This window comes from Kitasatospora sp. NBC_00240, assembly GCF_026342405.1.
In the GTDB taxonomy this organism is placed as follows: domain Bacteria; phylum Actinomycetota; class Actinomycetes; order Streptomycetales; family Streptomycetaceae; genus Kitasatospora.
This window is the reverse complement of sequence record NZ_JAPEMU010000001.1, coordinates 4,412,035-4,434,761: the sequence shown is the minus strand read 5'-3', so window position 1 is coordinate 4,434,761 and position 22,727 is coordinate 4,412,035. Positions and strand designations below refer to the sequence as shown.

Here is a 22,727-nt window from a genome sequence, read left to right as displayed (position 1 = left end):
CCGTCCGCAGGGAGGACCTGGGGCTGTTGTCGCGGCACGGCGGCCGACTCGTCGGGGCTGCCGGCCTGCGAGGCGTGCCGTGCGTGCTGCGACGGGTCTTCTTCCGCCACATAGGCCATCCTGCCCGAGAAACCCGGCCGGGACGAGGGATTGGGCTTCGTTCGGCGCGGCCCGCGCACCCGCCCGGGTGTCCGACGGCCGGACGGCTCGGGCCCCGGGCTGTCCCCGGTGGCTGACCGACGGGTAGCCTGCCCTGAGCGTCACCACCCTGGGCGTCACCACACGTACCGCAGGGCCGCCGAGGGGGGAACCGGGCGAGGCGAGCGGCGCGGTCGGTACCCGGAGGGGCTCGCGGTCGCGCAGAATGGACGAGAGAACCCGAGCCGCGACGGAACAGGCAACACGCCGTAGGCAACAGAAGAACTGGGAGAGAATCGACGCCGTGAGTGCTGCGATGCGAAGCCGTACCCCCGATCGGCTCTGTGCCGAGGCCGTCGAACTCGCCCGGCAGGCAGCGGCCGAGGCGGTCGGAGCGGAAACCGTGGGGGCACACCTCGGCGCCCAGGCGGACGCCGAGCGGGTCGTCACCCACACCTTCGAGTGTCTGGACGCCGCCTACCGGGGCTGGCACTGGGCCGTCACCGTGGCCCGCGCCCCGCGCGCCAAGAACGTCACCCTGGACGAGGTCGTCCTGCTGCCCGGCGACGACGCCGTCCTCGCCCCGCAGTGGGTGCCGTGGAGCGAGCGGCTGCGCCCCGGGGACATGGGCCCCGGCGACCTGCTGCCCACCGACGCCGACGACCTGCGCCTGGAGCCGGGCTGGACGGGCGAGGACGAGCCCGCGCCCAACTCGGTCGCGGCCCTCGCCGACGCCGACGACCTGGAGATCACCGACCCGAGCATCCAGCCCGCCCCCGCGCGGGCCCGGATCGGCGCGATCGCCGAGGAGCTGGGCCTGGGCCGCCCCCGGGTGCTCTCCCGGCTCGGCCTGCACCTGGCCGCCGACCGCTGGGAGCAGGCCCACGGCCCGCAGACCCCGATGGCGCAGGCCGCTCCGGCGTCCTGCAACAGCTGCGGGTTCCTGATCCCGATCGGCGGCTCGCTGGGCCAGGCCTTCGGTGTCTGCGGCAACGAGTTCGGCCCGGCGGACGGGCAGATCGTGTCCTTCGCGTACGGCTGCGGCGGACATTCCGAGGCCGCGGTCATCCCGGCGCCGCCGGCGCCGTCCGAGCTGATCCTCGACGAACTGGTCATCGAGCCGCTCCAGCTCCACCCGGACCGCACCAGCGGCTCGGTCGAGCCCGACGCCCCCGCCGAGGAGCTCGGTCACTCCTGATCGGTCAGACCGGATCGGCCACTTCCGAGCGGCCGGTCCGGACCGGCCTTTCCTGAGCGAACCGGCCCTCCCGGGCACCATCACCCCCGAGGCCGCCGGGGGCCGTCACGGCCCCCGGCGGCCTCCGGGCTGTCCGCCCCCGGTCCGGCCCCCGCTCCGTTCCGCGCGCGTCCCGTCCGGGGCACGTCACCGTCCCGAGCACGCTGCCGCCCGGCGACCGCCTGGCGGAGGATCAACTCCCGTCGGCGCCGCGGTGCGGGCCCGCCCTGGCCCCGCCGTACGAGTACGGTCCGTACCCTCGCCGACACACGGTGGAACCCCTGCGGGCGGTGCCCGCGCGGTGACCGGAGCGGCCCCGGGGCGAGGGTCCGGAGCACCGCCGGGGCACCCCGCCGGGTGACCGCCCGGGCCCGGCCGCCGCCCCTGGTCCGCCGCCCGGTCCGGCGCAGGGAAGAATGCCCTCGTACGAAGGACGAAGTACAGGGCGGCGGAAGGCAGGTCCAGTGGAGCCTCGCATCATCGGCAGCGGTTCGGACGAGCAGGCCGCGGACCCGTTCGGCACCACGGCGCTGCGGCGGCGGGTGCTGGACGCCTGGGCGGCCTCGCCGGCCCGGTTCCGGGAAGACGCCAACGCCGAGGAGGAGCTGGCGCTCGGCGGCTACCGCGACCGGCTGGTGGTCGAGCTGGCGCAGAACGCCGCCGACGCGGCAGCCCGGGCCGGCAGCACCCCCGGGCGGCTGCGGCTGACCCTGCAGGGCGGCGTGCTCGCCGCCGCCAACACCGGCGCGCCGCTGGACGCCGCGGCGGTGGAGTCGCTCTCCACCCTGCGCGCCTCCTCCAAGCGCGCCGACGGCACGCCGACCGTCGGCCGGTTCGGCGTCGGCTTCGCCGCCGTGCTCGCCGTCACCGACGAGCCGGCCGTGCTCGGCGCCGCCGGCGGCGTGCGCTGGTCGCTGGCCGAGGCGCACGCGCTCGCCGGGGCCGAGCCCGCGCTCGCCGAGGAGCTGCGCCGCCGCGACGGCCATGTGCCGCTGCTCCGGCTGCCGTTCGCGGCCGAGGGCGAGGCCCCCGCCGACTACGACACGGTCGTGGTGCTGCCGCTGCGCGACGCCGCCGCCGAGGACCTCGCCCGCCGTCTGCTCACCGAGATCGACGACGCCCTGCTGCTCACCCTGCCGGGCCTCGCCGAGATCGTCGTCGAGACCCCGGACGGCCTGCGCACCCTGACCCGTTCGGCCGGCGAGCAGCTGCCCGAAGGCTCCCCCGGCGTCCCGCCGGGCGGCGCCCCCACCGTCGTCACCCTCACCGACGAGACCGGCGGGCAGCGCACCAGCACCACCTGGCAGCTCGCCGGCGCGTCCGGCACCCTCACCGCCGACCTGCTCGCCGACCGCCCCACCGAGGAGCGGGCCCGCCCGTACTGGACGGTGACCTGGGCCGTCCCGGTCAGCGCCACCGGCGCCCCGCAGTCGCTGCGCACCACCCCCGTGGTGCACGCCCCGACCCCCAGCGACGAGCCGCTCGGCGTACCCGCGCTGCTGATCGCCTCGTACCCGCTGGACCCGACCCGCCGGCACGTCGCGCCCGGCCCGCTCACCGACTTCCTCACCGAGCGCGCCGCCGACACCTACGCCGAACTGCTCCGCGCCCGGGGCGGCGACCTCGGCTCGCTCGGCCTGGTGCCCGGTCCGCTCGGCCAGGGCGCGCTCGACAACGCCGTCCGCGCGGCGGTGCTCGGCCGGCTGCCCGGCATCCCCTTCCTGCCGCACCCCGCGCCGGTCGAGGAGGGCACCCCCGCGCTGCGCCCCCGGGACGCCACGCTGCTGGAGGGCGCCGACACCTCGGTGGTCGAGGCCCTCGCGCCGATCTTCCCCGGCCTGCTGCCGGCCGGGCTGGAGCGCCGCAGCGAACTGCGGGTGCTGAACGTCCGCCGGATCCCGCTCGCCGAGGTGGTCGACCAGCTCGGCGGCCTGGAGCGGGAGCCCGCCTGGTGGCGCAACCTGTACGCGGCGCTGGCCGCCGCCGACCCGGAGTCGCTGGGCGCGCTGCCCGTCCCGCTCGCCGACGGCCGGACGGTGACCGGCCCGCGCCGTGTCCTGCTGCCCTCCGACGCCGCCGACTGGGCCGCCTACCCGGGCTACCCCGACACGCTGGCCGAGGCGCTCGCCCTGCTCGACCTGCGCCTCGCCCACCCGGAGGCCGCGCACCCGCTGCTGGCCAAGCTGGGCGCCGGCACCGCCACCCCCGCCGGGGTGCTGGACACGCCCGAGGTGCGGGCCGCCGTGGCCCGCTCCTACGACCTCGCCGAGGACGACCTGGACGCCGCCGTGGACCTGGCGGACGCCGTCCTGGCACTGGTCAAGGCCGCCGGCACGACCCCCGGCGAGCACCCCTGGCTGTCCCGTCTGGCCCTGCTGGACGACGAGGGCGAGGCCAGCCGGGCCGGCGAGCTGGTGCTGCCGGACAGTCCGCTGGCCGAGCTGGCCCGCGAGGACGACGCCGGCTACCCGGACGAGGACCTGCTGGAGCGCTGGGGCCCGGAGGTGCTGGCCGCCGTCGGCGTGCTCAGCGCCTTCGTGCTGGTCCGCGCCGAGGACGTCCCGCTCGACCCGGACGACCTGGAGCGGCTCGACCCGACCGTCCCCGCCGACCGCGCCGCCGGCGGCGCCCCCACCGGCCTGATCGACGAGGCCCCGGACGGCCTCGCCGAGTGGTGCGAGGACGCGCTCGAAGCCCTGCACGCCGACGACGACGGCGAACTGGGCGTACCGCCGGTCGCCGCCGAACTGCTCGCCGTCCGCGACCTGGACCTGGTGGACGACCGGGCCTGGCCCGAGGCGCTCGCCCTGCTGGCCCGGCCGCCCTACCGGGAGGCCGTGGTCAACCCGGTGCGCACACTGCTGCCGGACGGCGGCTACGTCGACCTGCCGCCCTACACCGCCTGGTGGCTGCGGGACCACCCGGTGCTGGACGGCCGGGAGCCCGCCGGCCTGCGCGCGGCCGGCGCCGACCCGCTGCTGCGCGGCCTCTACGACGAGGCCAGGACCACCCTGGACGAGCAGTTCCTGCACGCCCTCGGGGTCCGCACCACGCTCGCCGCGCTGCTGGCGGAGCCGCACGGCCCGGACGAGCTGCTGGACCGCCTCACCGACCCGGCCTCGATCGTCGGCCACCGCCAGCTGCACGGCATCCACAGCGCCCTGGCCGGGGTGGACCCCGAGCGGATCGAGCCGCTGGACGTGGTCCGCGCGGTGCCGCCGATGGACCCGGAGACCGGCCGCCGCCCGGCCGGCACCGTCCTGGTGGACGCCACCGAGGCGGTCGTCGCCGACGCCCCCGACCTGGTCCAGCTGCTCCACCCCTACCCGCTGCTGCCGGTCGCCCCGGCGCTGGCCGCCGCGCTGGCCGAGCGGCTGCACGTCTCGCTGGCCAGCGAGGTGGCCGGCGGGCGGGTGCTCTCCGAGGGCACCCTGCACCGGGTCCCCGCCGTGGTCCGGGAGCTGCTGCCCGGCTGCCCGGTCGCCTACGAGGAGCACGAGGAGCTGCTGGTGGTCGGCCCCGACGGCGAGGAGGCCGGCGTCGACTGGCGCTGGGACACCTCGGCCGAGACCCCGGAGGCGCCGTACGACCCCGAGACGGCCGAGGAGGCCGACGAGGACGACGAGTTCGAGGTGCCGCCGGTCCCCGGCCTGCTGCACGCGGCCACCCCGGAGGGGCTGGCCGCCGGACTCGCCTGGTCGGTCGGTCAGTGGCACCGCCGCTTCGAGGTGCTGGCCGCCCTCGCCGAGCCGGACCGCGCCTACGAGCTGTCGGCCGCCCGGGACTTCGAGGGCTGATGCCGGGCGCGCCCGGTCGGGCGGTGCCTACGGGCGCCGGTCGGCCGGGGGCGCCGGCCGCTGCCGGCCGCGGATCAGGCAGCCGGCCTGGAAGCGGCTCCTGGCGCGGATCCTCGACAACCTCGCCGGGCCGGCCTTCCCCTTCCCTGGCGCGCAGTTGCGCGGCGGCCGGGACGTGCGGTCATCGCGGTCGGGCCGGCCTCCCGTCCGACCCTGACCCGCGGCCGGATCGCGGACGACTACGCCGACACCGGCCGGGTCGGCCGGCTTCCGGATGCACACGCTCGGGCACTCCTTCCTGCCGCCGGCGACGCACACGGGCGGCCTCCGGGCGCACGGGATCGGCCGGCTGATCAGCCGTACGGTCGAGGACAAGCTGATCGAGCCGGTGGCCGTCGCGCAGACCCGGTACGTCAGGCGCTCTCCTGTCCGCGCCCGACGTACCGCCACACCACTTCCAGCGCCACCCCGGCGATCATCGCGATCGCGACCCCCACCCACGGGTCGCGGGTGCCGGCCAGCGAGAGCTGGAAGAAGTCCGAGAGCCACGGCACCAGCAGGACCAGCGCGAACGCCCCGCCCATCGCGGCGATCAGCAGCAGCCGCCACCAGTTGTAGGGCCGGGCGACGATCGCCAGCACCCAGATCGCCACCAGGAACAGCGTCAGGGTGGCCACGCTGGTGTCCGCCTCCAGGTCGGTGGTGTGGTTGGCGCGGGCCAGCGCGTACGCGGTGAAGGTCGCGGTGCCCGCGATCAGCCCGCCGGGCACGGCCAGACGCAGCACCCGCCGCACGAAGCCCCGCCGGGCCCGCTCGTTGTTGGGGGCCAGCGCCAGGAAGAAGGCCGGCACGCCGATGGTCAGGGTGGAGAGCACCGTGGAGTGCCGGGGCAGGAACGGGTACGGCGAGTGGGTGCAGATCACCAGGATCGCCAGCAGCACCGAGTAGACCGTCTTCACCAGGAAGAGGGTCGCCACCCGCTCGATGTTGCCGATCACCCGGCGGCCCTCGGCGACCACCGAGGGCAGGGTGGCGAAACTGTCGTCCAGCAGCACGATCTGCGCGACCGCCCGGGTCGCCTCGCTGCCCGAGCCCATCGCCACGCCGATGTCGGCGTCCTTGAGGGCGAGCACGTCGTTGACGCCGTCGCCGGTCATCGCGACGGTGTGCCCGCGCGCCTGCAGGGCGCCGACCAGTTCCCGCTTCTGCTGCGGGGTGACCCGGCCGAAGACGGACGTCCGGTCGGCGGTGTCGGCCAGCTCCTCGGGATCGGTGGGCAGCGTCCGGGCGTCCACCGGGTGCTCCGCGCCGGGCAGGCCCAGGTTGGCGGCCACCGCGCCGACCGCGACGGCCGCGTCGCCGGAGATCACTTTTGCCCGGACCTGCTGGCTCTCGAAGTAGCGCAGGGTGTCGGCCGCGTCGTCGCGCAGCCGCTGCTCCAGCACCACCAGCGCGAGCGGCCGCAGGCCAGCGGCCGGGTCGGGAGCGTCCAGCGGGACGAGGGTCCGGCCGAGCAGCAGCACCCGCAGGCCCTTGGAGCCGAGCTCGTCGACCTCGGCGAGCGCCGGGTGCCCCTCGGCCAGCAGGACGTCGGGCGCGCCGAGCAGCCAGCTGGCCTCGGCGCCCTGCGGTTCCAGCAGCTGCACCCCGCTCCACTTGCGGGCCGAGGAGAACGGCATCGCCTCGATCACCCGCCACTCGCCGTCGGACCCGGCGGCGCTGCCGTACGCGTCGATGATGGCCTGCATGCTGGGGTTCGGCCGGGCGTCCGCCCCGGCCAGCACGCCGAGTGCGGTGCGCAGCACGGCCGGGTCCACCGGCCCGCCGGCGCCGCCCGTGCCCGGCGGGCCCTCCGTCCCGGGGACTTCGTCCGCCCCGGGCCCGCCGCCGGCCCATGAGCCGCCGTCATTCCGCCCGTGCCCGGGCAGCGGCCGCAGCTCGACCACGTCCATGCCGCCCTCGGTGAGGGTGCCGGTCTTGTCCAGACAGACGGTGTCGACCCGGGCCAGCCCCTCGATCGCGGGCAGCTCCTGCACCAGGCACTGCTTGCGGCCGAGCCGCACCACGCCGATCGCGAAGGCCACCGAGGTCAGCAGCACCAGCCCCTCGGGCACCATCGGCACGATCCCGGCAACCATCCGGCGGACCGCCTCGCGCCAGTCGCTGCCCTCCACCGCGAGCTGGCTGATGATCAGGCCGATCGCGGTGGGGATCAGCAGCCAGGTGATGAACTTCAGGATGCTGTCGATGCCGCTGCGCAGCTCCGAGCTGACCAGGGTGAACCGGCTGGCCTCCTCGGCGAGCTGGGCGGCGTACGCCTCGCGGCCGACCCGGGTGGCACGGAAGGCGCCGGCGCCGGCCACCACGAAGCTGCCCGACATCACCTGGGCGCCGGGCTGCTTGAGGACGGGGTCGGGCTCGCCGGTCAGCAGCGACTCGTCGATCTCCAGGCCGTCCGCCTCGGTCACCTCGCCGTCGACGATCACCTTGTCGCCGATGCCGAGCAGCACGGTGTCGTCCAGCACGAGCCCGGCGACCGCCACCTGTTCGACCCGGCCGTCCCGGCGGACCTGCGGCTTGGCCTCGCCGATCAGCGCGAGGCCGTCCAGGGTCCGCTTGGCGCGCATCTCCTGGATGATCCCGATCGCCGTGTTGGCCACGATGACCAGCCCGAAGAGACCGTCCTGGATCGGTCCGACCACCAGGATGATGGCGAACATGACGCCGATGATCGCGTTGAACCGGGTGAAGACGTTCGCCCGGACGATCTCCTTCACCGAACGGCTGGACCGGACCGGCACGTCGTTGACGGCACCGCGGGCGACCCGCTCGGCGACCTCGGCCGCGGTCAGCCCGCCGCGCCGGCCGGGGACGAGCCCGAGCGGATGGGCGCCGGGGGCGGAGTCCGGTGTGTCGCCGCTCCCGTTGTCGGCCGTGTCTTCCGCGGGGTGCGTCATGGCACCGACTTTACGGGCGCGTTATGTCCGGTGCGTGGTGGTAAAGACTGATTCGGGCCGACCGGGTGGCCGGCGTCCGGCGCCCGCTCGGCGGCTCCCGTCCGGCGGGTCCCACGGCCGGTCGCGGCTGCCGTCACGGCTCCCGGGCGGCTCCGACACGGGCCGATCGGGGGCGTGGGTCGGGTCGGCCGGCCGCCCGGGCGCCCGCCCGGTCAGCCGCCCGCCCGGTCAGCCGTTGGTCGGGCTCTGGCCGTTCGTCTCGCGCTCCGGGCCGTCGGCGGTCGTGGCGTCGGCGGCGGCCGCGCGGTCGCGGGCGATGGCCGCCCGCCGGGCCCGGCAGTACCAGAGGCCGATCAGGCCCAGGCCGGCGCCGGCCAGGCAGATCCACTGCCAGTCGCCGCGCCCCTGGCTGGCGAGCGTGCTGTGGAAGGGGAGCAGCGCCAGGAAGGCGACGAACCACAAGACCGTGCCGCCGCCGACGATGGCGACGTCGTTCGCCTCCAGGGGCGGGGGGGAGGGGCGCAGCGCGGTCTTCGGCATGGGCCCTAGAGTACGGCGGGCGTGGCGGTGGTGTGCAGCGCCCACACGGCAGAGGATGATCGGAGGAGTGGCAGGGCCGACCGAACCAGGTCCGTCGGATGTGCGTTCTACGCGCGAAGATAGCGCGTGCACGACCAAGGTCCTCATACTTGGATCTCCGGCCGGCCCCGGCGTGTCGCCTTGACCACCCCCAGGTCCGCCCGGATCGCCCGGCCGCCGATGCTCGGGTGCACACCCTCTCCTCCGCCCCCACCCGAGGATGCACGTATGCCAGTGGCCCAGCCGACCACCGAGTCGCCCGAGCCTTCCCCGACGACGCCGACCCCCTCCGGCGCGCTCGACCGTTTCTTCAAGATCTCCGAGCGGGGCTCCAGCCTCGGCCGCGAGGTCCGGGGCGGTGTCGCCACCTTCTTCACGATGGCGTACATCCTGGTCCTGAACCCGATCATCCTGTCGAGCGCCGTCGACATGAACGGGCAGCACCTCGACAGCGCCCAGCTGGTCACCGCGACCGCCCTCACCGCGGCGCTGACCACCCTGCTGATGGGCGTGATCGGCAACGTCCCGATCGCCCTGGCCGCCGGTCTCGGCGTCAACACCATCGTCGCCCTCCAGCTCGCCCCCAGGATGACCTGGCCGGACGCGATGGGCATGGTCGTCCTGGCCGGCTTCGCGATCATGCTGCTGGTCGCCACCGGGCTCCGCGAGCGGGTCATGAACGCCGTGCCGCTCGGCCTGCGCAAGGCCATCGCCATCGGTATCGGCCTCTTCATCGTGCTGGTCGGCCTGGTCGACTCCGGCTTCGTCAGCCGGATCCCGGACGCCGCCCACACCACCGTCCCGCTGCAGCTCGGCAGCAACGGCCACCTCAACGGCTGGCCCGTGCTGGTCTTCGTCCTCGGCCTGCTGCTGACCCTCGTCCTGCTGGTCCGCAAGGTGCCCGGCGCGATCCTGATCAGCATCGTGGTGATGACCGGCGTCGCCCTGGTGATCGACAAGCTCGCCGACATCCCCGCGATGAGCTGGGGCCTGACCGTCCCCGCCTGGCCGGGCAACCCGGTCGCCGCACCCGACTTCGGGCTGGTCGGCGAGGTCAGCCTGTTCGGCGGCTTCGGCAAGGTCGGCGTCCTCACCGGCATCCTGTTCGTCTTCACCGTCCTGATGAGCTGCTTCTTCGACGCGATGGGCACCATCCTCGGCGTCGCCGACGAGGCGCACCTGCTGGACCGCAACGGCGACCTGCCGGGCATCAACAAGATCCTGATGGTCGACGGCATCGCCACCGCCGCCGGCGGCGCCACCTCCGCCTCCGCCAACACCTGCTTCGTCGAGTCCACCGCCGGCGTCGGCGAGGGAGCCCGCACCGGCTTCGCCTCGATCGTCACCGGCGGCCTCTTCGCCGTGGCCCTGTTCCTCACCCCGCTGGCCACCATGGTCCCCGCCCAGGCCGCCACCCCGGCGCTGGTCACGGTCGGCTTCCTGATCCTCGCGAACTCCATCCGCGAGATCGACTGGAGCGACTACACCATCGCCATCCCGGCCTTCCTCACCATGGTGATGATGCCGTTCACCTACTCCATCACCAACGGCCTGGGCATCGGCTTCATCACCTTCTGCGTGCTGCGGGTGGCCGTCGGCCGGGGCCGTGAGGTCCCGGTGGCGATGTACGGCGTGGCGGCGGTCTTCGCCTTCTACTACCTGATGCCGGCCCTCGGGCTGCTCTGACCCACCCCGCCGCGCCCGGGCCGCCCCGGCGCCCGGCCGGAACCCAGGACGGGCCCCACCGCGTGTGCGCAGCGGTGGGGCCCGTCCTGCGTCCGGGGCCCGTCCGGGTCCTGCGGCCGGGGCCACCCGGCGACCGGGCAAGTGCGCGAACTCCCGGTCGTCGCCGACCTTCCGGTGATCTACTGCAAGGACCCTCAGGCGGAAGGAACGCGACAGGTGGACGAGAGCGACGTGCTGGCCGGCCGGTTCGAGGAGCACCGGTCGCATCTGCGGGCGGTGGCCTACCGGATGCTCGGCTCCCTCGGCGAGGCCGACGACGCCGTCCAGGAGACCTGGCTGCGGCTCGCCCGGACCGACGTGTCCGAGGTGCAGAACCTGGGCGGCTGGCTGACCACGGTGGTGGCGCGGATCTGTCTGAGCGGACTGCGCCGTCGTGCGCAGCGCCGCGAGGACCCGCTGGAGGTGCGGATGCCGGATCCGATCGTCGACCGTGCGGACGTGGTGGACCCGGAGCACGAGGTGCTGCTGGCCGACTCGGTCGGGCTGGCCCTGCTGGTGGTGCTGGACTCGCTGACGCCGGCCGAGCGGATCGCCTTCGTGCTGCACGACATGTTCGCCGTGCCCTTCGACGAGATCGCCCCGATGATCGAGAAGTCGTCGGCCGCGACCAGGCAGCTCGCTAGCCGGGCCCGCCGCCGGGTGCAGGGGCAGGCCCCCGCGCCGGATCCCGACCGGGCCCGGCAGCGCGAGGTGGTCGCCGCGTTCTTCGCCGCCTCCCGGGACGGCGACTTCGACGCGCTGGTCGCGGTGCTCGACCCGGACGTGGTGCTGCGGTCGGACGGCGGCGCGCTCGGGGCCCGCCGGACGGTGGTGCTGGGCGGCGCGCGGACGGTGGCCTCGCAGGCGCTCACGTTCCGGAAGCTGTCCCCGTACGTCCGCCCGGCGCTGATCAACGGGGTGGCCGGGGTGGTGGTGGCCACGGCCGGCCGGGCGATGTCCGTGATGGCGTTCACCGTCACCGGCGGGCGGATCGTGGCCATCGACGTGATCGCGGACCCGGACCGGCTCGGCAAGCTCGACCTCGCGGGCCTGGAAGCCTGAGGCCGTACACCCACCGGAACGCCGCCGGGCCCCGCAGCAGCGGGGCCCGGCGGTGGTCGGGCCCGGGGGCCCGTACGGCGTTACTTCTTGAGTCGCGAGGAGGCGACGATCGAGACGATGTGCGCCGGGACCAGCACCCACACGATCGCGGTGACGGCCGCGACGGCGATCTTCGTGGCCGTCAGGTCGCCGAGCGCGAGGTCGACCAGCGCCGCCACGAGCAGCAGCAGGGTGCACTCGATCCCGTTGCAGAGGCGGTGGATCCCCACGGCCGAGGCGAGCCGGCGGACCCGGGCCAGGCCGGAGGAGCGCGGGACGACCGAGGCGTCGGTGGCCTTCGCCAGGCCGCTGTCGGCCCGGGCCACGTGGACCAGGTCGGAGGAGGCCTTGAGGATCAGGACGCCGATCGCCGCGGCCAGGCCGGCCACCAGGTAGGGGCCGAGGTGCAGCGAGGAGGCCCGGCAGCCCATGCCGATCATCACGGCGGCGTCCGCGAGGTAGGCGCCGAGGCGGTCCAGGTAGACGCCGAGCGGGCTGTACTGCTTGCGCCACCTGGCGACCTCGCCGTCCACGCAGTCCAGCAGCAGGTAGAGCTGCATGAACAGCACGGACAGCACCGCCCCGCCCGGCCCGGGGACCAGCAGGGCGGCCCCGGAGAGCACGCCCGCCACGACCATCACGCCGGTGATCTGGTTCGGCGACCAGCGGGTGTCGAGCAGGAGGCGGGTGATCCGCAGTGAGACGGAGCGCATGTAGAGGCGGCCGGCCCAGTGCTCCGCCCGGCTGTCGAGCTTGCCGGGCGGGTGGACGACCGCGCGAAGTTCTTCGAGTTGGACCCTGGTCATGCTGTCTCCGTGGCTGGCTCGGGCGCACCCGTGCGGCTGATTCGGCCGGGTGTGCGATCACACGCAAGCGCACCGGGCGGCGTGAGCGCAACCGAGAGCGACCGGCCGGCGGCGGGCGGGCCCGCCGCAGGTCGGGCCGGTGCCGGGGCGGCGCGCTCGCCGGCGGTCGGCCCAGGCGGCGCGGCGCCGCCGCCAGGCCCTCGGCGCCGATCTCCAACCAAGGTTCTGTGTAGCCCAGTTGGTGGTGGGCATACTGCCTGGACGGGAGACGGGGAGGGGCTTTCGCGATGGTCCAAGAGGATCCACCGGGAACGGACGAGGCGCGGCTGCTGCCGGAGCCGTTCTGGACGGCGGACAAGGCGTCGCTGCAGGGGCAGCGGCAGACACTGCGCTGGTACCGGGGGCAGATCGTGATGCTGGTGGTCGCGGCGGTGGTGAGCACCGTGCCGGGGCCCAGCCACCGCGGGGACGCGGACGTCACGCCGCTGTTCTCGGTCGCGGCGTTCCTGGCGGCCGGCTACTTCTGGTTCCGGCTGCGCCAGAGCAACCCGCAGGGGCGCTGGTACGAGGCACGGGCGGCGGCCGAGTCGGTGAAGACGCTGACGTGGAAGTACACGGTGCGGGCCCGGCCGTTCGACGGGCCGGCGGACTCCGCCGAGGTGGAGCGCGGCTACCTGCTGCAGGTCGCCGACGTGCTGAAGGCCTTCGAGGACCCCTCCGTGGTCCCGCCGGGGACGGTGCCCGAGATCACCCCGGAGATGCGCCGGGTACGGGCGGCCGGGCTGACCGAGCGTCGCACCCTGTACCTGCGGGCCCGGGTGGAGGGCCAGCGGACCTGGTACCGGGCCCGGGCGGACGCCTGCGAGTCGCAGTCGGTGTCCTGGGGGCTGGCCACCGCCGCGCTGATCATCGTCGGCGGGGCGGCGGCGGTGGCGCAGGCGATGGGCGCGCTGCCGGTGCACATCTTCGGGGCCTGTTCGGCGGCGGCCGCGTCGGTGATCGCCTGGACCCAGCTGAAGCAGCTCCGGCCGCTGGCCTCCGCGTACCAGCTGGCCGCCCGTGAGCTGGAGAACGTCGGGAACCAGCTCTCCGACCTGGACCTGAAGCTCCCGGACGCCGAGACCCACTGGGCCGCGCTGGCGGCCGAGGCCGAGGACGCGGTCTCCCGCGAGCACACCACCTGGCGGGCCCGGCGGGCCTTCCCGCGCTGAGTCGACGCCCCCCACGGGGCCGGCTCGGTGCGGAAGGCCCGCCGTCCGGTGGCGGTACGGGGGAGATTCGGCAGGCGGCGCGGGTGTTTGGTCGTGCCCGTGTGCAGGGTGCGTGAGAGTCGGGCGAGGGTGTACTTCCGGCCACCCTTGCGTGTGCATGCCCATGGTTGGATCGGGGCGGTCGGGCCCGGAACCACCGGGATGCCCCGACCCGTGCCGGGGGGCATGGCCGTTCACGGGCCTCGCCACCGGCCTCCGCCGTGGCGGGCACCGTGCGCACCCACCGGCCGGCCCCTCACGCGACCGCGACAGCATCTCAGGTACCTGGCCGGAGGGCACCTTGCGCATTCTTCTGATCGCCAGCGCGTTCAACAGCCTGACCCAGCGCCTCCACACCGAACTACGCGAGCGCGGCCACACGGTGGCCGTCGAGCTGGCCCTGGGCGACGACGCGGTGCGCGCGGCCGTCGCCCGGACCGACCCCGACCTGATCGTCTGCCCGATGCTCACCAGGGCCGTTCCGCAGGACGTCTGGTCGACCAGGACCGTCCTGATCGTGCACCCCGGGCCCAAGGGCGACCGGGGCCCGTCCTCGCTCGACTGGGCGATCCACGAGGACGCCGAGGAGTGGGGCGTCACCGTCCTGCAGGCCGTCGAGGAGATGGACGCCGGCGACATCTGGGCGTCCGTGGACTTCGCCGTCGAGCGCTGCGGAAAGAGCGAGCTGTACCGCGGCGAGGTCGCCGACGCGGCCGTCGACGCCGTCCTGCTGGCCGTGCAGCGCCACGCGGGCGGGCTGTTCACCCCCGACCCGCTGGACTACGACCGCCCGGACGTCCGGGGACGCCTGCGGCCCTACCACGCCCAGGAGTTCCGCCGGATCGACTGGACCACCGACGACACCGCCACCGTGCTGCGCAAACTGCGCTCCGCCGACTCGCAGCCCGGCGTCCTGGACGAGATGTACGGCCGGGAGTACTTCCTGCACGGGGGCCACCCCGAGGACCGGCTGCGCGGCTCCAGGCCCGGCGCCGTGATCGCCACCCGGGACGGCGCGATCTGCCGGGCCACCACCGACGGCGCGGTCTGGATCCCGCAACTGCGTCCGCGCCGCACCCCGGGCGGCCCGGCCACCTACAAGCTGCCCGCCGCGACGGTGCTCCGCGACCACCTGACGGCCGTCCGCGAGGTGCCGGTGAGCCCGGCCGACGCGGCCGGCCGGGAGACCTGGTCGGAGATCCGCTACCGGGAGGAGGGCGACGCCGGATTCCTCGAATTCGCCTTCGCCGGGGGCGCGATGAGCACGGACCAGTGCCGCCGGCTGCTGGTGGCCTACCAGGAGGCGGCCGAGCGGCCCACCTCGGTGCTGGTCCTCGGCGCCGCCCGGGACTTCTTCTCCAACGGCATCCACCTCAACGTGATCGAGGCCGCGCCGTTCCCCGCGCTGGAGTCCTGGGACAACATCAACGCGATGGACGACCTGGTCGAGGCGGTGCTCACCACCACCGACAAGATCACCGTCTCGGCGCTGGCCGGCAACGCGGCGGCGGGCGGGCTGATGCTGGCCGTCGCCGCCGACGAGGTCTGGTGCCGCGACTCGGCCGTGCTCAACCCGCACTACCGGCTGATGGGCCTGCACGGCTCCGAGTACTGGACGTACACCCTGCCGCGCCGGGTCGGCGCCGAGCAGGCCGACCGGCTGACCTCGGCCGCGCTGCCGGTCGGCGCCGCCGAGGCCGCCCGGCTGGGCCTGGTCGACCGGACGGCCGGCGGGGACGCGGCCGGGTTCCGCCGCTGGGTGCTCGGGGAGGCCACCGCGATGGCCGGCTCGGCCGAACTGACCGGGCGGCTGGTGGAGAAGAAGCGCCGCCGGGCCGAGGACGAGGAGGCCAAGCCGCTCGCCGGGTACCGGGCCGAGGAACTGCGGGAGATGCACCGCAACTTCTACGGCCGCGGCGAGGCGTACCACGAGCTGCGCCGCGCCTTCGTGCACAAGGTCTGCCCGGTGCGGACGCCCGAGCACCTGACCGGACTCGTCGGCCGGGAGTCCTGACCGGCCGGACTCCCGGCCCTGCTCCGGTTTCCGACCCGGGGTCGGGCGGCCGGGGCCGGCCGGACGAGGGTCCTCCTGACGACAGGCCGCCGCCCCCGCCGGGACTTCACGTCCCGCCGGGGGCGGCGGCCTGCCCGCTCAGCGGCCGGCGGCCGCCCGCTGCCTCGGCACCAGGCGCGGCGCCGGACCGGCGATCACGGGCTGCGCCGGGCGCGAGCGGCCCGCGGCGCCGGGCTTGCTGGGCGCCGCCGCGAAGGCCAGCGCGCTGAAGAACACGTAGCAGCCCAGGCCGACGGCCAGCGGGAAGACGAACTGCAGGGCCAGCACGCCGCCGTGGGACTCCTTGGCGCCGCTGAGGTGCACCGAGACGGCCGCCATGCCGGTGTAGTGCATCGCGCAGACCGCGACGCCCATCACCGGGGCCGCGGCCAGCACCGCGAGGGTGCCCTTGATGTTCAGCGCGGCCCAGAGCGCCGCCGTCGCGGCCAGCACGGCGATCACCACGGACGCGCCCACGGTGGCCTGGTGGTAGGCGATGTGGCCGGGCACCTCGACCGCGGCCATGCCCATGTAGTGCATGGCCGCCACGCCCAGGCCGGTGGCCGTGCCGCCGACCAGCAGCGACCCGGTCCGGTTCCGGCTGTAGCCGACCACGAAGATGCCGAGGCCGACCACCGCGATCGCGACGATCAGGCTGAGCACGGTGAGCGGCACGTCGTAGCGGATCTCGACGCCGGCGACGGAGAAGCCCAGCATCGCGATGAAGTGCATGGACCAGATGCCGGCGCCCAGCGACATCGACGCGAACAGCAGCCAGTTGGCCTTGGTGCGCCCCTCGGAGAGCAGCGCCCAGCGGGTGCCGCGCAGGGCGACGAAGGCTCCCAGACAGGCGGTGAAGTACGAGAGGGCCGGTGTCACCCAGCCGTAGACGGCATGGTGGATCTCACCCAAGAGGATCTCCCTGGACGGAATGGGGAGCAGCGGTCTGCCAGGTCTCGGGCGGCCGGGCCGGCGGGTGAGAGGACGCTCGGCAGGTGCGTCAAGCGTGGAGGGAGGCGCGGGGTTCGCGCGAGCGGGCCGGGCCCGGGCGGGGAGCCTGGCTGCGGTGCCCCTGACAAGAGGGACAGTAGCCACTACCGATGGGTCGCACAACGGCCCTGTTCGGGGAGAAACGCCTGGTCAGAGGGTTCCTTCACGGGAGGATCAAGATGTCGGCACCAAGCTCTGACGCCGCCTCCGCAGCGCCCCCGTCCGATCCGGACGGGGGCGGGTGATCGCGGGGAGGCCGTGCGGAGGCCTCGCGGAGGTCCCACGGAGGCTTCGCGCCGGGCCCTTCGCCGGCGGCCGGGCTGGTGGTCGCGGTCGATGGGTGCGGTCAGCGGTCCAGCGGCGCGAGCCCGAAGGGGTGGCCGGCCGGGTCGATCAGCACCTTGAGCTGCCGGCCGTGCTGGTACGCGGGTTCGGTGGCGCCGAGGGCGATCGCCCGGTCGGTGGCGTCGGTGAGGTCGTCGACGTAGAAGTCGAGGTGGAAGTGCTTGCTGCCGTCCGGGTTTCCGGGTGGCGGCGGTTCGTACCCCTCGACCCGGCCGAAGGCCAGCGGGGTGCCGCCCTCGGGGTTGTCCAGGATCGCGAAGCGGTCGTCGACGTGCCGGGGCTCCCAGCCGAGCAGTCCGCCGTAGAAGGCGGCCAGCGCGGCCGGGTCGGCGCAGTCGATGGTGACCATGGCGAGGCGGGCGAAGCCGTCGGCGTTCTGCTCGGACGGGAGGTCGGACATGCGATCGGCCCTTCTCTGCTGGCTCGGGTCTCTGCCGGCCCGGTGGTGCTGACGGGACTGGTGGTGCCGGTGGTGCCCTGTGCCGCGGTCGTCGAGTACCCCTGGTGTCCCTCCAGCATCTCGTGCGGTGTCCCGTTCGGCGCTGCCAAGCTGCCCGTTCCGGCCCGGCGTGTCTCCCCGGGCCCTCCGTGGCGGGGACGGATGCCGTCCGGTGCCGGGCCCTCGCGGCCGGGCCGGGGCCCTGGTGACAGAGGGTGTGCGTGGGACGTGCGGTAACCAATTTTCCTTAGCGAGAGTAATGACATAGTCTAAGGACATGCCCGAAACCTCCGAGCAGGACCTCGCGGCGATCAGCCAGCTGCGGTCGTCCACCATGCGCCTGGCCCGCCGACTGCGACACCAGCGGGTCGAGGAGTCACTGAGCCCCACCGAGATGGGGGTGCTCGGCACCCTCGCCCGCTGCGGCCAGGCCACACCCGGCGAGCTGGCCCGGCGTGAGCACGTCCAGCCGCCGTCCATGACCAGGATCGTCGCGATGCTGGAGGAGAAGGGCCTGGTACGGCGGGAGCCGCACCCGGAGGACCGCCGCCAGGTGGTCGTCAGCAGTACCGAGCAGGCCGAGACGATCCTCGCCGAGAGCCGGCGCCGCCGGAACGCCTGGCTCGCCGAGCTGGCCGAAGGGCTGAGCGAGGAGGAGTGGGCCGTCCTGCGGGAGGCCGCACCGGTGCTCTACAAGCTCGCGCACCTCTGACCACGGCGGAGCGCGGCGGGCCGCCCGCCCGCGACACCGGCACCACCCGCACGAGCGCACGAGCGCAGGACCGCAGGACCGCACCAAAGGCACCGCCCACCGCACCACCACGCCCTGCCCGCACCGCAGAAGGAGTACCGCATCACCGCAGCACCGATCATGCACACCAGTAGCGCGACGGCAGCCCAGCCGGTCGTCGTGCGCCGAGGGGAGACCACAGTGACACCGCCGGCCGCAGCCGCCGCCGCCATCCGTACCGACGACCCGAGCACCGACCCGGCGGCATCCGCCGCCGCCCCCGCCGAGAGCCACGCGCCCACCCCCACGGGCCTGCCGGGCACCGGCGACGACGACCCCGAGGAACGCACCGCGGCGGCCTCCCCCGCCGCGTCGGACCCGGGCCGTGCAGGCCCGGCCGCCGGCCCCACGGGTGCGCAGTTCACCCGCCCCGGCGGGATGTTCTCCTCCTTGCGGGTCCGCAACTACCGCTACTTCTTCCTGGGACAGGTCGTCTCCAACACGGGGACGTGGATGCAGCGGATCGCCCAGGACTGGCTGGTCCTCAGCCTCACCGGCAGCCCGCTGGCCGTCGGGATCACCACCGCCATGCAGTTCCTGCCGATGCTCCTGCTGGGCCTGTTCGGCGGCGTCCTCGCCGACCGGATGCCCAAGCGCCGGCTGCTGATCGCCACTCAGGGCGCGATGGGCCTGCTCGCCGCGGGCCTCGCCGCGATGACCATCGGCGGCGTCGTGACGCCGACTTTCGTCTACGCCTTCGCCCTGCTGCTCGGCCTGGTGACCGTCGTCGACAACCCGACCCGGCAGGCCTTCGTCTCCGAGATGGTCGGCCCGAAGGACCTCGCCAACGCGGTCAGCCTGAACGCCGCCAACTTCCAGACCGCCCGGCTGGTCGGCCCCGCCGTGGCCGGCCTGCTGATCGCGGCCGTCGGCAGCGGCTGGGCCTTCGCCGTCAACGCGCTGTCCTTCGCCGCCGTGATCGGCGGACTGCTGGCGATGCGGACCTCCGAGCTGCGCCCGACCGCGCCGATCGCCCGCGAGAAGGGCCAGCTCCGCGAGGGGCTGCGGTATGTCAAGGAGCGCCCGGAGCTGCTCTGGCCGATGGTGCTGGCCGGCTTCATCGGCACCTTCGGCTTCAACTTCCCGACGCTGCTGTCCGGTTTCGCGTACGACACCTTCAAGGTCGGCGCCGGGCAGTACGGGCTGCTGAACACCGCGATGGCGGTCGGCTCGCTGGCCGGCGCGCTGCTCGCGGCCCGGCGCGGCGCGCCCCGGCTGCGCCGGCTGGTCGCGGCGGCCCTCGGCTTCGGTGTGCTGGAGGTACTGGCCGCGTTCGCCCCCGGCTACTGGACCTTCGCCCTGCTGCTGACCCTGATCGGGATCTTCGGTCTGAGCTTCAACACCTCGGTCAACTCGATGCTGCAGCTGGCCACCGACCCCGCCATGCGGGGCCGGGTGATGGGCCTGCTGGTGCTGGTCTTCACCGGCGGCACCCCGATCGGCGCACCGGTGGTCGGCTGGGTCACCGATGTGTACGGTCCCCGGCTGGGCCTGCTCGCCTGCGGCGCGGTGTCCGCGCTGGCGGCCCTGGTGGTCGGTCTGGTGCTGGCCCGCAGCGCCGACCTGCGGGTGCGGTTCGACCTGCACCCCGGTCGCGGCGGCCGGGTGGTGGCCTTCGTGCCGCGTACCGCCGCCCGCGCGAAGTCGGAGCTGGCCGCCGCCTGCTGACGGTCCGCCGCCCCGGCGGTCCGGCCCGGTTGACCGTCCGGGCCGGGCGGCCGGGGCGTGATGCCGTCCGGCCCCGCTCCCGGCGGGTCGGCGGACGGCGGTCGGTCAGAGCCGGATCTCCAGGATCTGGCCCGGCCACGGCCCGGCCGGCTGCTCGACCTCGAAGGCCTCCGTCTCGGTGAAGCCCAGGGCGCGGTACTGGCCCACCAGCCGCCGGTCGTCGCCCGCGTAGCAGTCCACCCGGAGCAGGCCGATGCCCCGCCGCCGGGCCTCCTCCAGGGCGTCCGCGATCAGCGCGGCGCCGATGCCGGAGCCCGAGCGGGCCCGGTCGGTCACCAGGTTGCGGACGTACAGCTCGCGTTCGGCGACCGGGGTGGCGTACCCGGGCGGGACTTCGGCCAGCACGCAGGCACCCACCGTCCTGCCCTCGGCGTCCTCGGCGATCCGGACCAGATGGTCGCGGGCGTAGTCGTGGATCCGTTGCACCGCGGCCGGGCGGGCGGACCACGGTCGGTCGCCCCACTGGCCGGTGCGGCCCCGGGCGGTGAGCCAGGCGATGGCGGAGTCGAGCAGGTCGATGATGGCGGCCGCGTCCTCGGGCCCACCGGTGCGGATCTTCATAGAACCCTTCTAGTCCGGCGCGGCCCGCGGGGGAAGATGGCCCCATGAGGCTCTTTGTGGCGGTGCTGCCGCCGGTGGAAGCGGTGCAGGAGCTGGTCGACGCCGTCGCGCCGCTGCGGGAGCTGCCGGGCGCGGACCGGCTGCGCTGGACGGGCGTCGACGGCTGGCACCTCACGCTGGCCTTCCTGGGCGAGGTGCCGGCCGAGCGGCTCCCCGAGCTGGAGGGCGCGCTCGCCGCGGCCGTCGAGGGCAACGGCGCGCACCGGTTGCGGCTGGCCGGCGCCGGCCGGTTCGGCGACAAGGTGTTCTGGGCCGGTGTGGAGGGCGAGACCTGGGCGCTGCGCCGGCTCGCCGAGGCGGTCACCGGGGCGGCGGCCGGGCTGCTCGGTGAGGGGGACGCCTTCCGCTTCCACCCGCACCTGACGCTGGCCCGGGCCGGGTCGGCGCACGGGCGGCGCCGGGCGGTGCGGCGGCACGCGGTGGGGGAGCTGGAGGGACTCGAAGCGGCGCTGGCGCAGTTCCGCGGCGTCGAGTGGGAGGCTGCCGAGGTGCACCTGATGAAGAGCGAGCTGGACGGCGGATTCGCGCACTACGAGAGCGTGCGCAGCTGGCCGTTGGCCCGCTGGGCGCGGGGCTCGGGCGAGGGCGGCGGGGCCTCGGAGCGCGCCTCCGGCTAGGTCGGGCTGTTGTTGCCGACGTTGCTGCTGCCGGTCACGGCGGTGCGGACGTGGGCACCGGCGCGGGCCGGGCGAGACGTGGTGGGCTTCCTGGCGTCCGACGACGCCTGCTGGGTCACCGGGCAGGATCCGGAGGCGTCCGGGGGCTCGATGCCTGGCGTCCGGGCGCCGGCCGGGCGGCCCGCACGCCGCACCGCGCCGGGCCGGGAGTACGCTCGTTGACCGTGGACCCCAAGACTCGCATGCGTATCGTGACCGGCGCCCTGGTGCTGCTGCTGGCCGTCGTGGTGATCAGCTCGCTGGTCACCAGGTAGCGCCGGCCGGGCCGGCGGAACAGCACGAAGGACCGGCGGAACAGCACAAAGGGAAGGGCCACCGCCCGCGGGCGGTGGCCCTTCCCTTCAGCTTGCGAGCTCGCGACCCGGGGTCAGAGCTGGCCGACGACGTGGTCGATGCAGGCGGTGAGCGCCTCGACGTCCGCCGGGTCGATCGCCGGGAACATCGCGATGCGCAGCTGGTTGCGGCCCAGCTTGCGGTACGGCTCGGTGTCGACGATGCCGTTGGCACGCAGTGCCTTGGCGATCGCGGCGGCGTCGATCGACTCGTCGAAGTCGATCGTGCCGACCACCTGCGAGCGCTCGGCCGGGTTGACCACGAACGGCTGCGCGAAGGAGGACTTCTCGGCCCAGGTGTACAGGCGGGACGAGGAATCAGCCGTACGGGCGACTGCCCAGTCGAGGCCGCCGTTGCCGTTCAGCCACTCCAGCTGGTCGGCCAGCAGGAACAGCGTCGAGATCGACGGGGTGTTGTACGTCTGGTCCTTCGACGAGTTGTCGATGGCCGTCGGCAGGTCGAAGAACGGCGGGATGTAGCGGCCGGAGGCGGCGATCTCGGCGGCACGCTCCAGGGCGGCCGGGGAGAAGGACGCCAGCCAGAGGCCGCCCTCGGAGGCGAAGGACTTCTGCGGCGCGAAGTAGTAGACGTCCGTCTCGGTGATGTCCACCGGCAGGCCGCCGGCGCCCGAGGTCGCGTCGACCAGCACCAGGGAGCCCTCGTCGCCGCCGACCGGGCGGTTGATCGGCATCGCGACGCCGGTCGAGGTCTCGTTGTGGGTGAGCGCGTAGACGTCCACGCCCGCCTCGGCGACCGACAGCGGGTGGGTGCCCGGCTCCGTCTTGATCACCGACGGGTCGGCCAGCCACGGGGCGGCCTTCACCGAGGAGGCGAACTTGGAGGAGAACTCGCCGAAGTTCAGGTGCTGCGACTTCTCGCGCACCAGGCCGAATGCCGCGATGTCCCAGAAGGCGGTGGAGCCGCCGTTGCCGAGCACCACCTCGTACCCCTCGGGGAGGGAGAAGAGGCTGCTCACGCCCTCGCGCACACGCTTCACCAGGTCCTTGACAGGAGCCTGGCGGTGCGAGGTGCCGAGCAGGGCGGAGCCGGTCGCGGCGAGGGCACTGAGGGCCTCGGGGCGCACCTTGGACGGGCCGCAGCCGAAACGGCCGTCTGCGGGCTTGATGTCAGCGGGGATCTGGATCTGGGCCACAGGCGCAG

The 22,727-nt window shown here is 74.6% G+C and carries 17 protein-coding genes; 9 read left to right on the top strand and 8 right to left on the bottom strand.

Annotated features, from left to right (window positions below):
* The first annotated feature begins 454 nt into the window (after positions 1–454).
* A complete protein-coding gene (locus tag OG689_RS18630) occupies positions 455–1,336 on the top strand; it encodes a DUF3027 domain-containing protein (RefSeq protein ID WP_266327257.1) in 882 nt (293 codons plus the stop codon).
* A gap of 503 nt (positions 1,337–1,839) precedes the next feature.
* Positions 1,840–5,172, top strand: coding sequence for a sacsin N-terminal ATP-binding-like domain-containing protein (locus OG689_RS18625; RefSeq protein ID WP_266321775.1), 3,333 nt, complete (start codon positions 1,840–1,842; stop codon positions 5,170–5,172).
* A 413-nt stretch (positions 5,173–5,585) separates the two neighbouring features.
* Here the strand turns inward: OG689_RS18625 and OG689_RS18620 are convergent, their stop codons facing one another.
* Together OG689_RS18620 and OG689_RS18615 are read right to left on the bottom strand one after the other, a co-directional pair.
* A complete protein-coding gene (locus OG689_RS18620) occupies positions 5,586–8,129 on the bottom strand; it encodes an HAD-IC family P-type ATPase (protein ID WP_266321773.1) in 2,544 nt (847 codons plus the stop codon).
* A gap of 228 nt (positions 8,130–8,357) precedes the next feature.
* Positions 8,358–8,669, bottom strand: a complete 312-nt coding sequence (locus OG689_RS18615) for a DUF2530 domain-containing protein (protein ID WP_266321772.1) — start codon at positions 8,667–8,669, stop codon at positions 8,358–8,360.
* 267 nt (positions 8,670–8,936) lie between these two features.
* Here OG689_RS18615 and OG689_RS18610 point away from each other — a divergent pair, with 267 nt between their 5' ends.
* Positions 8,937–10,394, top strand: coding sequence for an NCS2 family permease (locus OG689_RS18610; RefSeq protein ID WP_266321770.1), 1,458 nt, complete (start codon positions 8,937–8,939; stop codon positions 10,392–10,394).
* A 216-nt stretch (positions 10,395–10,610) separates the two neighbouring features.
* Entirely contained in the window at positions 10,611–11,495 is an 885-nt protein-coding gene (gene sigJ / locus OG689_RS18605) for an RNA polymerase sigma factor SigJ (RefSeq protein WP_266321768.1), read from the top strand.
* 80 nt (positions 11,496–11,575) lie between these two features.
* On the opposite strand, the gene OG689_RS18600 is transcribed toward sigJ, so the two are convergent.
* The gene (locus OG689_RS18600) at positions 11,576–12,340 is read right to left on the bottom strand and encodes a CDP-alcohol phosphatidyltransferase family protein (RefSeq protein WP_266321767.1); all 765 of its coding nucleotides are present in this window, start codon (positions 12,338–12,340) and stop codon (positions 11,576–11,578) included.
* 287 nt (positions 12,341–12,627) lie between these two features.
* Here OG689_RS18600 and OG689_RS18595 point away from each other — a divergent pair, with 287 nt between their 5' ends.
* The gene (locus OG689_RS18595) at positions 12,628–13,551 is read left to right on the top strand and encodes a DUF4231 domain-containing protein (protein ID WP_266321766.1); all 924 of its coding nucleotides are present in this window, start codon (positions 12,628–12,630) and stop codon (positions 13,549–13,551) included.
* Positions 13,552–13,891: 340 nt separating this feature from the next.
* Positions 13,892–15,604 carry an enoyl-CoA hydratase-related protein gene (locus OG689_RS18590; RefSeq protein WP_266321764.1) on the top strand — a complete coding sequence of 571 codons (1,713 nt, stop codon included), beginning with the start codon at positions 13,892–13,894 and terminating at the stop codon, positions 15,602–15,604.
* Between the two features lie 138 nt (positions 15,605–15,742).
* Here the strand turns inward: OG689_RS18590 and OG689_RS18585 are convergent, their stop codons facing one another.
* Together OG689_RS18585 and OG689_RS18580 are read right to left on the bottom strand one after the other, a co-directional pair.
* Positions 15,743–16,555: an MHYT domain-containing protein gene (locus OG689_RS18585; protein WP_266321762.1), complete on the bottom strand. Its 813-nt coding sequence runs from the start codon at positions 16,553–16,555 to the stop codon at positions 15,743–15,745.
* 424 nt (positions 16,556–16,979) lie between these two features.
* Complete coding sequence (locus OG689_RS18580) at positions 16,980–17,378, bottom strand: VOC family protein (RefSeq protein WP_229912815.1); 399 nt, start codon at positions 17,376–17,378, stop codon at positions 16,980–16,982.
* 316 nt (positions 17,379–17,694) lie between these two features.
* Here OG689_RS18580 and OG689_RS18575 point away from each other — a divergent pair, with 316 nt between their 5' ends.
* Positions 17,695–18,129, top strand: a complete 435-nt coding sequence (locus OG689_RS18575) for a MarR family winged helix-turn-helix transcriptional regulator (RefSeq protein WP_073924059.1) — start codon at positions 17,695–17,697, stop codon at positions 18,127–18,129.
* 159 nt (positions 18,130–18,288) lie between these two features.
* A complete protein-coding gene (locus OG689_RS18570) occupies positions 18,289–19,875 on the top strand; it encodes an MFS transporter (protein WP_266321756.1) in 1,587 nt (528 codons plus the stop codon).
* Between the two features lie 105 nt (positions 19,876–19,980).
* On the opposite strand, the gene OG689_RS18565 is transcribed toward OG689_RS18570, so the two are convergent.
* The gene (locus tag OG689_RS18565; protein WP_266321754.1) at positions 19,981–20,496 is read right to left on the bottom strand and encodes a GNAT family N-acetyltransferase; all 516 of its coding nucleotides are present in this window, start codon (positions 20,494–20,496) and stop codon (positions 19,981–19,983) included.
* Positions 20,497–20,540: 44 nt separating this feature from the next.
* Here OG689_RS18565 and thpR point away from each other — a divergent pair, with 44 nt between their 5' ends.
* On the top strand, positions 20,541–21,173 hold the full coding sequence (thpR, locus tag OG689_RS18560; RefSeq protein WP_266321752.1) for an RNA 2',3'-cyclic phosphodiesterase: 633 nt from the start codon (positions 20,541–20,543) through the stop codon (positions 21,171–21,173).
* Here the strand turns inward: thpR and OG689_RS18555 are convergent.
* Together OG689_RS18555 and serC are read right to left on the bottom strand one after the other, a co-directional pair.
* The gene (locus OG689_RS18555; RefSeq protein ID WP_266321750.1) at positions 21,170–21,292 is read right to left on the bottom strand and encodes a hypothetical protein; all 123 of its coding nucleotides are present in this window, start codon (positions 21,290–21,292) and stop codon (positions 21,170–21,172) included. The genes thpR and OG689_RS18555 overlap by 4 nt on opposite strands.
* A 308-nt stretch (positions 21,293–21,600) precedes the next feature.
* On the bottom strand, positions 21,601–22,719 hold the full coding sequence (serC, locus tag OG689_RS18550; RefSeq protein ID WP_266321749.1) for a phosphoserine transaminase: 1,119 nt from the start codon (positions 22,717–22,719) through the stop codon (positions 21,601–21,603).
* Between the last annotated feature and the right edge of the window lie 8 nt (positions 22,720–22,727).